Origin of the sequence: Rivularia sp. UHCC 0363 (genome assembly GCF_034931125.1) — a bacterium.
Classification (GTDB): Bacteria; Cyanobacteriota; Cyanobacteriia; order Cyanobacteriales; family Nostocaceae; genus Rivularia.
Genome location: NZ_JAYGHM010000043.1, coordinates 1 through 14,002, shown reverse-complemented (window position 1 = coordinate 14,002; position 14,002 = coordinate 1). Strand labels below are relative to the sequence as shown.

9 protein-coding genes and 1 pseudogene are annotated in these 14,002 nt (G+C 38.4%); 6 read left to right on the top strand and 4 right to left on the bottom strand.

Annotated elements, in window-relative coordinates:
- Window positions 1-125: 125 nt before the first annotated feature.
- Window positions 126-1,364 (top strand): glycosyltransferase, encoded by a 1,239-nt coding sequence (locus VB797_RS22225; RefSeq protein WP_323239917.1) that lies wholly within the window; start codon window positions 126-128, stop codon window positions 1,362-1,364.
- Window positions 1,365-1,716: 352 nt separating this feature from the next.
- Entirely contained in the window at window positions 1,717-3,282 is a 1,566-nt protein-coding gene (locus VB797_RS22220) for a glycosyltransferase (protein WP_323239916.1), read from the top strand.
- Window positions 3,283-3,332: 50 nt separating this feature from the next.
- Here the strand turns inward: VB797_RS22220 and VB797_RS22215 are convergent.
- Both VB797_RS22215 and VB797_RS22210 read right to left on the bottom strand, forming a co-directional pair.
- A pseudogene (locus tag VB797_RS22215) lies at window positions 3,333-3,620 on the bottom strand (transposase family protein); the annotation flags it as partial.
- A gap of 155 nt (window positions 3,621-3,775) precedes the next feature.
- Window positions 3,776-4,483 carry a helix-turn-helix transcriptional regulator gene (locus VB797_RS22210; RefSeq protein ID WP_323239915.1) on the bottom strand — a complete coding sequence of 236 codons (708 nt, stop codon included), beginning with the start codon at window positions 4,481-4,483 and terminating at the stop codon, window positions 3,776-3,778.
- A gap of 25 nt (window positions 4,484-4,508) precedes the next feature.
- On the opposite strand from VB797_RS22210, the gene VB797_RS22205 reads away from it, so the two are divergent.
- Window positions 4,509-4,937: a transposase gene (locus tag VB797_RS22205; protein WP_323239955.1), complete on the top strand. Its 429-nt coding sequence runs from the start codon at window positions 4,509-4,511 to the stop codon at window positions 4,935-4,937.
- Window positions 4,938-4,976: 39 nt separating this feature from the next.
- Here VB797_RS22205 and VB797_RS22200 read toward each other — a convergent pair whose 3' ends face one another.
- Window positions 4,977-6,716, bottom strand: a complete 1,740-nt coding sequence (locus VB797_RS22200; RefSeq protein WP_323239914.1) for a hypothetical protein — start codon at window positions 6,714-6,716, stop codon at window positions 4,977-4,979.
- A 716-nt stretch (window positions 6,717-7,432) separates the two neighbouring features.
- On the opposite strand from VB797_RS22200, the gene VB797_RS22195 reads away from it, so the two are divergent.
- The 3 genes from VB797_RS22195 to VB797_RS22185 all read left to right on the top strand — a co-directional run bounded on the left by VB797_RS22195 (window position 7,433) and on the right by VB797_RS22185 (window position 12,173).
- The gene (locus VB797_RS22195; RefSeq protein WP_323239913.1) at window positions 7,433-8,668 is read left to right on the top strand and encodes a succinate--CoA ligase subunit beta; all 1,236 of its coding nucleotides are present in this window, start codon (window positions 7,433-7,435) and stop codon (window positions 8,666-8,668) included.
- A gap of 911 nt (window positions 8,669-9,579) precedes the next feature.
- Window positions 9,580-11,088: a group II intron reverse transcriptase/maturase gene (gene ltrA, locus VB797_RS22190; RefSeq protein WP_323239912.1), complete on the top strand. Its 1,509-nt coding sequence runs from the start codon at window positions 9,580-9,582 to the stop codon at window positions 11,086-11,088.
- Between the two features lie 203 nt (window positions 11,089-11,291).
- Window positions 11,292-12,173, top strand: coding sequence for a CoA-binding protein (locus VB797_RS22185; protein ID WP_323239911.1), 882 nt, complete (start codon window positions 11,292-11,294; stop codon window positions 12,171-12,173).
- 88 nt (window positions 12,174-12,261) lie between these two features.
- On the opposite strand, the gene VB797_RS22180 is transcribed toward VB797_RS22185, so the two are convergent.
- Window positions 12,262-13,965, bottom strand: coding sequence for a hypothetical protein (locus VB797_RS22180; protein ID WP_323239910.1), 1,704 nt, complete (start codon window positions 13,963-13,965; stop codon window positions 12,262-12,264).
- Window positions 13,966-14,002: the final 37 nt, after the last annotated feature.

Sequence of the window (14,002 nt, the reverse complement as noted above, 5' to 3'; positions counted from 1 at the left end):
CCCTACCTCTAACCTCTAACCTCTAACCTTTAACCTTTTAGAAGTACGTATCCTAAAAAAGCACATTTAAAGCATAATAACTAACAGCGCTTTTTGCCTCAATATTTCAAACACTTATTTTCTTCATGAGTATCATCCAACCGAAGAAGCTTTTATCAGTACCGAGCGGTTCTTTACGAATTCCTGGATTACCACCTATAGCAAATGCTGCGAATCAAAGCATTCTGTTTTCCTTGGTTATTCCTACTTACCTTGAAGCTGGTAATATCAATACAATCGTCAGTACACTAAGTAGCTTACTTGATGAAAGTATACCGGGAGACTACGAATTAGTTGTAGTTGATGATAATAGCCCGGATGGTACTTGGGAAGTTGCCTTGTCTATGATGGCAGAATTCCCGCAGTTACGGGTGATGCGACGCGAGAACGAACGTGGACTTTCGTCAGCTGTAATTCGCGGGTGGCAAAGTGCTAGAGGCAGGGTTTTAGGAGTAATTGATGGAGATTTACAGCATCCACCCCATATATTATTACAGCTATTAAATGCTATTAGAACAAATGATTTAGCAGTTGCTAGCCGTCATGTAGAAGGTGGTGGGGTAAGCAGCTGGAGTTTTATACGGCGTTTTTTATCTCGCGGCGCTCAAATGTTAGGTTTAATAATTTTACCACGAGTTATTGGTAGAGTTTCTGACCCGATGAGTGGCTATTTTATGGTACGTCGTAGCTGTGTAGAAGATATAATTTTTAATCCCATCGGCTATAAAATTTTGTTAGAAGTTTTGGGAAGAGGAAAAGTAAACAAAATTGCTGAAATCGGTTATGTATTTTGCGAGCGTCAAGATGGAGAAAGCAAAGTGAGTTGGAAGCATTATCTTGACTATATCCGACACTTATTGAGGTTGCGTTTTTCTGCGGAAGCGATAGAACAATTTAGCCAACGTTGGGGTTTTCCCATCGGTAGATTTATTCGCTTTGGTTTGGTGGGTTTAAGCGGAGTATTTGTAGATATGACAATACTTTACTTGCTCAGCGACCCCAATACTTTAGCTTTGCCTTTAACTCGCAGTAAAATTATTGCGGGAGAAATTGCTATTTTTAATAATTTCTTGTGGAATGACGCTTGGACTTTTGCCGATGTCGCTATGCAGCAAAAAGGTCTCAAACAACGTTTAAAGCGATTCTTTAAATTTAATCTTATTTGTTTAGCGGGATTAATCATTAATGTATTAGTGTTGAATTTAGTGTTTAATTTTGTATTCGCCAATCGTTATGTAGCGAATTTAATTGCTATTGCTGTAGCTACTGTATGGAATTTTTGGGTGAACCTGAAACTAAGCTGGCGGGTAACTCAGGTAAAGTGAATGAATAGGGAATAGGGAATAGGGAGTAGTGATAAATCGGGCGAATATAATATGCTTCCGGTGAACGCGGCTACACAGGCATATTTGATTAAGTCCACCTGCGTGGATTAAGTCTTGTGTAGTAGCTATTTTTAATCGCCATAATTTAAGAATTAACTCAATCAAAAATTTTCCGTATATAGGACTTTTATGCAATCTCAAAATACAGCAACAATGATTCCCTCAAAAAAAAAAAATATTTATTCAGTTAACGCTTTTACTGATATCCATATTAGTTGGTACTGTTTTACGCTTCACCAATTTAACAAGTAAACCCGTTTGGATTGATGAATTTGCCACAATAGTTTTTAGCTTGGGTAATAGTTTTAAAAGAGTACCGTTAAATCAAATCATCAGCATTGATGTTTTATTGCAACCTCTACAAATTAATGCCAATTTTACGGTCAAAGAAGCAGTCCATCAAATACTTACAGAAGATATTCATCCACCAGTTTATTTTATTTTGTCGCATTGGTGGATATCTTTATTTTCACAACAAAATTTAATTTTTGCAGCGCGTAGTATTAGCGCAATATTTGGGATTGCTGCGATTCCGGCGATTTACGGCTTAGGATGGCTGAGTTTTCGTTCTTTCTTGATAGCACAGTTAGCTGCTGCATTTATGGCTGTGTCTCCCTATGGGATTTTTTTAGCTCAGGAAGCCCGTCATTACACTTTGGGTATTTTATGGGTGATTGCTTCATTGTGTTGTTTGGTAATTGCCGTGCGTCGCATTCATCAGCAACAGCCTTTATCTATTACTATTGCTTTGATTTGGTTAGCTGTTAATGCAATGGGAATTTCAACTCATTACTTTTTTAGTCTTCTCCTTTGCGGTGAAGCCATAGTTTTGATCAAATATTGGCTTAATCCCAAATCTAGAATTTCCAATTTAAAATTGTGGTGGACTATTTATGCCGCAGTTATCGGTACCATCGGGACTGGTTTATTTTGGTTAAATTTATTTCTATATAATCGGAATACAGGAACATTAACGCAGTGGATAAAAAATAGCGATCGCAGTTTTTTGGATTTCCTCAATCCGATTTTTCAATCTTTAGCTGGCTGGATTACAATGATTTCTTTATTACCAGTTGAATCACCGCATCTTGCAATCATGATTGCTTCTGGATTAGTCATGATAATTTTCTTTGTCTGGGCAGTACCAATCTTATTACGTAATTTTAAAATTCAGTATGCATCGTCCGAAAATCGTCTGATGACTCAAACATTTACAGGTGTTTTATTATCGGTAATTGCTTTATTTTTTATTATTACTTATTTCTTCGGTATAGATATTACTCGCGGCGCTCGCTACAACTTCGTTTATTTTCCTCTTGTAATGGTATTGTTAGGGGCTATACTCGCCGCTTGTTGGCATCAAAATACCTTTACTAGTCCAGCGTTTTCTCAATTCAAAGTTAATGGGAAAAGCGCTGTAACTATTATATGGGTAATGGGACTATTGAGTGGAATTACGGTTGTATTCAATCTTGGTTATCAAAAATACTACCGACCAGATTTACTAATTCCCATTATTGAAAATATATCTGGAACCAAACCTATATTAATTGCGAATACTCATCGTAGCTTAGCGGAGACTGGGGAAATCATGGGTATAGCCAAACAAATTAAAACTAGTAATTCACCGTTAAATGCTCAATTTTTAATTATCCCTGAAGACCAAAAATCTGACAGTGCGATCGCAACTTTAATCAAAGAAATTCAAACATTGCCGCGTCCTTTTGACCTGTGGCTAACAAATTTTCGTACAGTTGAAAAGACTTCCTTAAATGCTTTACCACCATTCTGCACTGCCGATACTCAAGCTAACCCTGGAATCAACGGATATGAATACAAGATTTATCATTGTGAATAAATGATATTGGTTATGGGAGATGGGAAGCGGTCTGACTCCCTCCCACTCAGGGCAAATATTCTTGCAAATGTATCATGGGATGAAGAGAAGTTGCTGGGGTCGGTTCCGTCTCAGCAAACTTCGGGAATACCATTTGGTAGTTCTAAGAAACGCTTTAACCATTCTTGCTTTGCTTGTCCATATGTTTCAATTGCTACCCATGAGTCAGCCCCACAAATTACTGCACAAATCGCAATCGTGATTACATCAATTAGCTGATGTCGCTTTGTGCGCTCAATTCGAGGGTCTTCAAGATCCACAAAGTAATCGCTAATTGTTTGCTTTGGTTTCAGTTTCACTGTTGACCACTCCGCACCCCATACTGATTTTTTTAGGCTACCACAGATTGACGGAGCAGCACTTTCGGGCAGGGCGATCGCACCAACGGTGCCTCCTCGGGTCGCACATATAACTTTACAACGTGTCCTATTTTACCTTTATCTCGGCCAACACCCTATTTGGAAGAACTTCTGAACTTAAGGGGTGAAACGTTTGTTTTATTTTTAAATAGTTTATTGAACGATTGCGGATGCTCGAATCCGAGACGGTAGGAGATTTCACTAACTGATAACGAAGTCGTTGAAAGCGCTTCTTTGGCTCGTTCGATGAGTTTGTTATGAATGTGCTGCTGGGCGTTTTGCCCGGTGAGATGGCGCAACATATCGCTCAAATAATTCGGGGACATATTTAATTTATCGGCAATGTAGGCGACCGTCGGAAGACCGTTTTGCGTTTCGTTTTGGCGATCAAAATAATTGTCTAAGAGATCGTCTAATTTGATGAGCAAATCGTGATTCGTCTGTCTTCGGGTGATGAACTGACGGTTGTAAAAACGGTTGGAATAATTAAGCAGAAGTTCAATTTGCGAAACCATCACGTCTTTGCTGAAATCGTCTATGTTCGAGAGATACTCGCGTTCGAGGTTTTTGATCAGATCGTTCAGAATCGTTTCTTCTTTTTCCGAAAGCATCAAGGCCTCGTTCGCCGCGTAACCTTTGATCATTGATACAAATGACAGCAATGCGTAATAAAATCCGACCGGGCGCATAAATTTGATGGAAACATCTGCGGGCAATTCGCGCAAAATGTTTTCGACATTGTGATGAAAACGAAGCAGACCGATGCCTTCGCTCAAATGTGCGCCGATGCTGCTTAAATGCACGACGCATTTTACGCCCGAATCATGAATCGCCTGTTTTTACAAATCAACAAACGGTATTAAAAGGCATCTGGCGGTTGAGACCCTCGGATTTCCTTTCTTTACTCACTGTACTAAAGCTTCCGTATCAGATGATGCCGGTTTGATTAAAATATTGAGTGAAAACATTGATTATTTCAAATCCAAACCTGTTAATATTCCTAAAATTACTATTTTATTAAATCACGGTTATCATCCCGAGTATCTGAGAAAGAAGTTGGAGGAGATTTATCCGATTATAATGACCAAAATCAGGTTTCAGCTTTCCAAGAAACCATCAAGGCAAGAAAAAAAAGTACAAGGTCAATCCGGGTTTATCCCAGTTGCTGCGAGGTGGGTAATTGAGCGGTCAAATGCGAGTAGGAAAAGATGTAAAATCCTTGTCAAGAACTTTGAAAAAAATCTAGGTGTAAATTAGTTTCGTTTACCTACTGCTCAATGCCCAATTACCAATTACTTAATCAAGCTTACGCTCATAAATTACATTACCTTGAGCATCGTAAACAATAAGTGGTACGTCGGCATTATCGCTAATGGCTTCTAAAGCTTGCTGCAAGGTTTGTAAGTGCTGGTTGACACCGGCAATAATATCGGGGTTTGCTTGAGCGCTGGCTTCCATCAGGCTTTCTTGGAGGCTTTGTTCGTAATCGGGAGCTATCCGCACGGTGACTCCTTGGTTATTCATGATGTAAGTACAAATACGAACTTCGCCGGAACAGGTTCGTTCTAAATCGGAACGGGTTTTCTGGATGCGGCTGTAAACGTTGAGCTTTTCTTGGGCTTGTTGTAGAGAAATAGATGCAGGTTCAACTAATTTTTGGGCTTCGATATTATAAAGGCTATTGCTAGAAACTTGTTTTGCAGAACTTAAAGCTGTTTGCCATTGCGCTACTGCTGCTGTCCACTGATTTTGTTGCTCGTAATTTTTGGCAACGTTAACAGCGTTGAGTGCTTGTTTGTAATTATTGACCGCCGTTAACTCATCTGTGGTGCGGTTTTTTGCTGCTAATAATCGAGGCTTATACTCGGATATCAATTTTTGAGCATCTGCATATGCCGAACTTCCGAAAGGAATCGAGGTTAATGCATTTAGTGCAACTTGCCAAGTTGAGCTAACTTTTTGCCAGTCTGCTAAAGTTTTGGCGATCGCTTCTCGTTTTTCGGCAACTATAGATACGGCTGTGGCTGAAGTGATTTTCTTTAACCATTTATCTTCTGCGAGCAACTGTTGGTTAACTGCTTGCAAATTTTCGCGATAGCTGGCTACTTTTTGTTGGACAACTGGATATAGTGCGTCATTACGACTGATTGCTTCTACTGGTGCGATCGCTTGTCTCCATAATCTTTGTCTATCTTGTAAGTTGGATAAACTTGAGACGGGTATTTGGCTTTTTTGCGTGGCGATTTCTGCTGCTTGAGCGGCTGTAAATACCTGCTGTATTTGTTCTGATTTATTGGACAAGCTGAGTGCTAACTGTTGTGATTGTTGAGCATAAGGAGATAAGCCGGGAATTTGGCTCAAATTTGTTCTAGCTAAATCTATTTTGCGCTGTAATCGAGCTAAATCTTGTTCGGAGTCGATCTTACCTACCAGTTGTCCATAGGAGTTATTTAAATCCCGTGCAGTTTTGAGTTGATTGCATTTGGTTATCAAGCAGGGACGAGTGGCAACGTAGGCACCCCCCAAAGTTGCGAAAACTATGACCCCAACTACCGCAAGCAACATTCGTTTAGGATTAAAACCGGAGAAATTTGATTCTAAGGTCGGTACAGGTATTTCCGCAAGAGAATTAGACTCATCCTCTCTATAGCTTGGTGAATAAGTCAAAGCTGAAGAATCGGGGATAGAATCTTCAAGATCGGAAAATGCTGCTTGCTTGGTATGAATGTACTCTTTTTCCAGAGTTAAGGAACGTTTGGCATAGGGAAGCTTGACTCCGACTACTCGTAAAAAAATGTCTATTTTTTCTTGGGGGTACTCGCGGGAATTAGTTTGCAACGCTTCTTGAAGAACTGTAAAAATATTTTCGGTATCAACTGCCACACCTTGGGGGTGTTGAGTTAAGATCATCAACTGGTGATTTTTTACAGCACACTTAACCGCAAAGAATTCTCCAGATTGAACGTCTGCACGTAAATGTTCCTGCAAATTATTTGCTAACAATTCTAAATTGTCCTGTTGAGTCGCTACTGTCATAAAGCCCCGTTCCGTTCCATTTACCAGATATAGTTTGTTCAAGCGACTAGGATTAACTTTTGACGAACTAATCGCTATATCAAATCCGAACGTTCATTTTTTAACACAATAAACAAGTTTTTACAAAAAGCATAAATATCAACTAAGCTGAGCTTCGGGAATCATCTTAAGGATAACTCTATTTGTTTTGATTGCAGAGTAAATACTTAATTTGATGTATTACTTCTCAATTACTTACTTGATAAAATATTTTTATCTATATGATAATTTTTTGTTTTCAAAATGGGAATAATAAGAATTGTCACTTTTTGAGTCTTGTTATAAATTGGTTCAAGTTTTAATAGACAGCGAATAAATAGTTCTTGAGGTAGATAGATTTTACTCTTGACAATATTTAATAATACTATGACTAAAAACAACCGAAAAGCTTTGTAAGCCGGATGTATAGCTATTTACACAAAAAAATATTAGTCAGAAAAAGTGTAAGCATTTTTACTGATATGATGGATTACTTCCTATAAAGTAATAGGAAATGAGAAGAACTTTTGATTTACCCGAACTACGCTATTAGATAAAATTAGTAACAGAAATATAACTGGTTTTTAACAGCTTGTTTCTTACGGCTTGAAATTAAAAACAGATTTTTAGGGTGTATGCTGTATGTTTTAGACAGCACGCAGTAAACCTCCGCAAGTTGCAACAAAAGGTGTGCGTCAATGGAATTATTGGAATATCAAGTAAAAGAATGGTTTGGAAAAATAGGTATTCCCGTATTACCTTCCCAAACAATTGACCATCCTACCGACCTCAAACGTTTAAAAATCAATTACCCAATAGTTTTGAAGTCTCAAATTTATGGTGGAGGACGTGCAAAAGCTGGTGGAGTCAGGTTTGTAGAAACCACAATCGATGCGATCGCAGCCGCACAAAATATATTTAATTTATCGATTGCTGGTGAATTACCAGAAGTATTATTAGCAGAAGCGAAATATAACATCGAACAAGAGTTCTATTTAGCGATTGTTTTAGATACTGCTGTATGTCGTCCGATACTGCTGGGATGTAGTGAAGCGGATATCGATTGGGATGAAGCGGGAGAGAAAATGCAGCACGTTGTCGTGGAAGAGCAATTTTCTCCTTTTTACGCTCGCAGACTAGCTTTAAAGATGGGTTTGCAAGGAGCGCTGATGCAGTCGGTAAGCAACGCGATCGAAAAGATGTACCGATTGTTTCGAGAAAAAGACCTCGACTTAGTAGAAATTAACCCTTTAGGAGTGAATTCTGCCGGACAAGTAGTAGCTCTGAATGGAAACGTCAGCATAAATGAAAGAGCTATCCGTCGTCATCCCGATATTGCCATCATGGCTCGAAAATTAATTAGCCGTAATATCTCCAAAGAGACAAATGGCAACTTTGGCGATTGGGATGGGGTGGAAATGCGTGGTAAAATCGGCGTTTTGGGAAACGGTGCTGGTTCGGTGATGGCAACTTTAGATTTAGTTGTAAATAGTGGTGGGAAACCTGGATTATGCCTCAACTTGCGACACGCATTTCTTACTGACACTGCACCAACTACTTTTAATACTCGCTTGGAACAAGCACTAGAAATCTTAGCTGCTGATAAAGGTATTCAAGTAATACTAATTAACTTTTTGGGTAGTATTCCCCAAACCGCAGAAGTAGCAGAAGTAATTGCAAATTTTATTCAAAAGCAACCAAATCAATTTAGTCAACAGGGGTTTAGTTCAAATGGTACGAATGGTACTAAAAGCCGTCGGGAGGGCAATTTGCCTAATTTAGTTATTCGTTTAGCTGGTTCCGACTTGGATACAGCCAAAAAATATTTATCAGATCTAAAAATCGTAGGTGAAAACTCTATATTGCTAGTAGAAAGTTTAGATAAGGCGGTAGAACAAGCAGTTAAGCTAGCAAAAACTAGCCTTAAAAGGTAACAATAACATACAAGAATAGAGGTATTATGATCAAGAGTTAGGCATAAAAGCTCAATTTTATCGGTGCTATATGCCTTGCTTGATGTTAACTGAAGCTTGCCCATGAGGTAATATTCTGATATCAATCAATAAATATGTACAATCTATGTCCAATCAGCTGCATTCTATGAAGCAATATCATTTTTTAATTACTAAATTAGATTACTGTCCCCGAATTTGTGAGTAGCGCAAATGATTTTTTGATTAACTAATAAATAGCCAAAAATCGGAGAATTACAGCTATTTTAATCGAACAAAATATAATAATTAATTTTTTAATAACCTTATCTTAATTTAAAAGTTTTTTTCACACAAGGTTTTATAGTGCGGCTCGTTTTGATTAGGAGCCTCTAGAGAGTAGAGGGGTATGAGTCAAGTAGGAATTCAATTCCTATAACTGTTTCAAAGAAGTAGGTGCAAATCCTATCCATCCGGGATGATGTGAACTCCTATCTGCCCACACCGAATATCAACAACCTTGATAAAAGAGTGAAGCTGGGAACAGGGCGTAATCAGTTGTAAAACAAGCAGGTAACAACACTGGCGCTAACGGAGACTGAATACGAGTAAACGGATTCTAGAAAAGTGTCTTACCTTGGAGCCTCAACCTGAATAAAACAATGAGGACTTCAACATCACAACTCCCGCATAATTTTTATAAAGATAAATGCAATCCTGGGAAGATGTTAGGCAAAATGAATCGCTCTAAGTTCAGCAGTGTCTTTGAAACGGAACGAGAAAAAACGCTGTTTAAGGTCTAAAGAAAAGTCGAGTCTTTAGTAAGCCAGGTTGGGACGAACCCCTTACAGCGGGTAGGATGACAGCAAAAAACTGCTGTCGGGTATTCAGAAAATATTCTATGGAGTAAGAGCATGATTAGACACAGTAACATTACTAGTGAATCTTGGAAAAGCTTACCTTGGAAGAAATTCCGAAAGAATCTTTTCCGCCTACAAAAGAGAATATTTAAAGCTATTAAAGTTGATGACATAGCAAAAGCTAAGTCTCTTCAAAAACTAGTTCTGAAATCCACATCAGCTAAATTGATAGCAATTCGCCAAGTAACCCAACTTAATAAAGGAAGGAAAACAGCGGGGATTGACGGTAAGAAAGCATTGAATTTCAAAGAACGCTTTGAACTACTCAAATCACTTTCAAGGGCTAATGATTGGAAACACCAAGGACTTCGAGAAGTACCCATTCCTAAAAAGAACGGTAAAACTCGTATTCTCAAAGTGCCAACAATCTCGGATAGAGCATGGCAATGTCTAGTTAAATACGCTTTAGAACCCGCGCATGAGGCAACCTTCCATGCTAGAAGCTACGGCTTCAGAACAGGAAGAAGCACTCAAGATGCACAGAAGATTATATTTAATAATCTTCGGTCAATATCAAACGGACAAAACAAAATAGTTATCGAATTAGACATCAAGAAATGTTTTGACCGTATTAGTCATAAGTCAATCATGGAAAGACTAATCGCATCCTCAGCAGTAAAACTCGGAATTTTTAGATGCTTAAAAGCAGGAATAAATCCCGAATTTCCCGAACAAGGAACTCCTCAAGGTGGAATAGTCAGTCCTCTGTTAGCCAACATAGCATTAAATGGAATTGAGGAAATACACTCTAGCGTTAGATATGCTGACGATATGATTATATTCTTAAAACCAAACGAAGATGCGGATAAAGTACTTAAAAAAGTAACTGGGTTCCTCAAGGAACGCGGTATGGAGCTAAGTGAAGAAAAGACAAAAGTAACCGCTACGACAGATGGATTCAACTTTCTAGGCTGGAACTTCAAAGTTCAAAGCAACGGCAAGTTTAGAAGCACTCCCTCAGAGGAGAACTTTAAAGCGATGCGGGAGAAAGTAAAAACCATAGTCAATAACTCTAATTATGGGGCTGAAGTTAAAGCGTCAAAATTAGCACCAATCATAAGAGGATGGCGTAATTACCATCGCCATTGTGACATGAGTAACGTGAGGGATTCACTATGGCACATCAGCCACAGAACCTTTAAAGTATTCCTCAAACAGAAGAAAACTAACAGATATATGGCTGAATCACTAGTGAAGAAAGCCTTCCCTACTGTTAGTTACTCCGAAAATAGATTCGTTAATGTCAAAGGAGAAAAATCACCTTTTGATGGAGACTTAATCTACTGGAGTCAAAGGGAATCCAAGCTATATGATGGAACTTCAGCAAAGCTTTTAAAGAAGCAAAACCATACTTGTGCGAGATGTAATATGAAAATTCTTCCCGGCGAAGATATTCATTTACATCATATAGATGGCAATCATGATAACTGGAAAACCAAAAATCTTGAAATGATTCACCAATCATGCCATCAATACACGCACATGAGCAAAAGTGAAAGCTAAGAATATCTAGGAGCCGGATGCGGTGAAAGTCGCACGTCCGGTTCTGAAGGAGAGGTGCGGGAGATAATACTCCCCATCGACTCTAACTTTTTGGTTTATTTGATTCGCGATACGCAAAGCTTGAGCAAAGCGGTATATCGCAGCAATACTATATTGTTAATGACTTAAACGGCTGGGTTTTTCTTCAACTATTATGTTTTTTTATGAATTTAACGCCAGAGAGTAAAGTAATCATCCAGGGATTCAGCGAGTTTATTTCAGCAACTCATATCGCTCAAATGAAAGCTTACGGTACAAATTTAATCGCGGGGGTCAATCCTGGATGCGGTGGAAGTAAGCTGTATAACTTGCCGGTATTTGATTTAGTTGAGCAAGTAGTAGATAAATTTGGGGCGATCGATACTACTATTATCTGCGTACATCCTTATCAAGTTTTAGATGCAGCATTAGAAGCCATGACTTGTGGTATCGGTCAAATTATTATCATTTCTCCTGGAGTACCTCCGTTAGATATGGTAAATTTATTTCGCCGTGCGGAGGCAGAAGAAACCATAATTGTCGGACCAAATAGCCCTGGAATTATCGTACCGGGAAAGATTTTATTAGGAACTCACCCCAGCGAATTTTACACCCCCGGACAAGTAGGAATAGTTAGTCGCAGCACCACGTTAACTTATGAAATCGCTTGGGAATTGACACAAGCAGGTTTGGGACAGTCAATTAGTGTAAGCATTGGTAGCGACGGGGTTGTCGGTTCTTCGTTCATTCAGTGGCTGCAAATTTTGGATGAAGACGAAAACACTCAAGCTATTGTTTTAGTCGGTCAACCTGGTGGGGGACGAGAAGAAGCCGCAGCAGCCTACATATCAGAAATGATTGATAAACCAGTCATCGCTTACATAGCTGGATTGCACGCACCACCGGCGAAACATTGGCGACAAACAGGAACCTTAGCAGCAGTGATCGGACGCGATCCAGATTTTGGCACTGCAAAAAGTAAATTAGAAGCGTTTAAAGAAGCGAAAATACCCATAGCGCAACGTCCTTCTCAAATTGCAGAATTGGTAAAAAAGGCACTTAAGTAATCCAATTGAAAAGTATTATATATAACTGGTAACTGATTCCCAGCCAGACTCTGGGAATCAATTGTATAAGGCTCCGCAGAAGAGTGTTTTAAATAACGTTTGATTGAGAGAACAACGCTTTAGTTGCTGACTCTCCTGCGAATTTAACTTGCTTTATTAAATACCAATTCAATAACCCGATAATAATTAATTGGCAAAGAAAAGCAATACACATATTGGGAACTGTAGATTCTGCATAATCTTTAACCGCGACCCAGAAAACAATTGTGAATTGCCACAAAATATTGTGTGGCTGAACGTTGAAAATTCCGAAAATCATTAATGGTAAAATTATTACTGCACTGGTTGTTCCCATTGCCCATAAGGTACGCTTAGAGTTTTTCAGCATCAACATGATTTGAGCGGTCGTGGCGTAAATCACGGTTAAACTTATAAACAGTAATGAGATGCTCAAAATTAGTAAAATGTGTTTACTAGCATATGAGCTATCAGTACTTGCGTTCAAAGATAGTACTATAAAAGTACTTGCAGCAATTAATAGATTGATTGCAATTGCTACAATCGCTGGGCTTTTTTCACCAAGCATTAATTCAGAAAATAAAAACTTTTTGGAAGCATCCGTACTATTTGCATTTTTATGATATCTAAATCTCGCCCAGTCTTGTATCGCTTGACGATGGGGTAAGAGAAGAGCGAAAAATGGCAAAAGTAGGGACAAATTCCATACATAGAAAGCGCCAATACCCTCATAAAAAATTTCTCTGCGGCTATAATCTTCGGAAATTAAAAATCCTAAAATCATTATTTCAAAGCTTGCGACAATCAAGTAACTTTGCTGTTTGCTGAATATTGTCGCATTTGGATTGCGGAAACAACGCTTTAAACCTTGCCAAACCCAATATGTCCATACCGCGTAATTTAATAAATGTATTGCGACAGTAGAAAAAAGATTTTTTCCTAAAGCTAAGTTAAAAAACTGTAAATCTTGTAATGTTGGAGTTTGCTTATTGAATAAATTAGGGAAAAGATAACCAGTTATATCCGCAGGGCTAAATAATCGAAAGAACGCAATGTAATTATGATATGCTTGACGACTCATAGCCATCGTCATCCATAAAAATAGCAAAACTAAACCACTGCCTAACCAAGGTTTAAAACCACTAAATGCGGAACCGCCGTATATACCAAATAACGAAGCAATACTATAGAAGAAGATACAGCTAGCTACAACTATCAAGTAGAACAATAGAATATAGCTAAAGGCAATATTTGCAAGTTTTCCAGTCAAGACATGAAAAGGAATAGCGGCGATAACTGCAAGATAAATTAAAGCTGGGACACCTAGAAGTTTTCCAGTAAAGAGATTTGCTTCCGATTGCGGACTCAGGCGAATAAAATTCAGCGTTCCTTTACGTTCTTCTTGCGCTAAATCATTAATTATCAAGTAAGTTCCTGCTACTAGCAGTGTAAAAATAAAAATTACACTGAGCGATAGAAACATATATTCAAAGTGATCCCGCCACCACAGTTGTATATCAATTTGATTCGGAGGGCAGGATACAAAATCTGAATAAGCTTCTTTTATATAACCTGACTTACAATATTTAAAATGAATATTACTTACGTCTTTTTCATAACTAGGAAATTTTAGTAACTGATATATAAATATTATCAGTTGAGTCGCTAGAGATGTAACTAAAGCTATAACAAAGGGAAACGGTTTTAAACGACCTTTCAATTCTCTAAAAAGTTGTGGATTCCAGTCGCCGATTTTATCAATTAAGTTGAGCATTATATTAAGTAGTTAGGGGGTTAAGAGTGAGGAGTTA

Bases quoted from the DNA above. Each gene is read 5' to 3' on its own strand.
- VB797_RS22225 (WP_323239917.1), top strand. From the start codon at position 126: ATGAGTATCATCCAACCGAAGAAGCTTTTATCAGTACCGAGCGGTTCT.
- VB797_RS22200 (WP_323239914.1), bottom strand. From the start codon at position 6,716: ATGACAGTAGCGACTCAACAGGACAATTTAGAATTGTTAGCAAATAAT.
- VB797_RS22195 (WP_323239913.1), top strand. From the start codon at position 7,433: ATGGAATTATTGGAATATCAAGTAAAAGAATGGTTTGGAAAAATAGGT.
- ltrA (WP_323239912.1), top strand. From the start codon at position 9,580: ATGATTAGACACAGTAACATTACTAGTGAATCTTGGAAAAGCTTACCT.
- VB797_RS22185 (WP_323239911.1), top strand. From the start codon at position 11,292: ATGAATTTAACGCCAGAGAGTAAAGTAATCATCCAGGGATTCAGCGAG.
- VB797_RS22180 (WP_323239910.1), bottom strand. From the start codon at position 13,965: ATGCTCAACTTAATTGATAAAATCGGCGACTGGAATCCACAACTTTTT.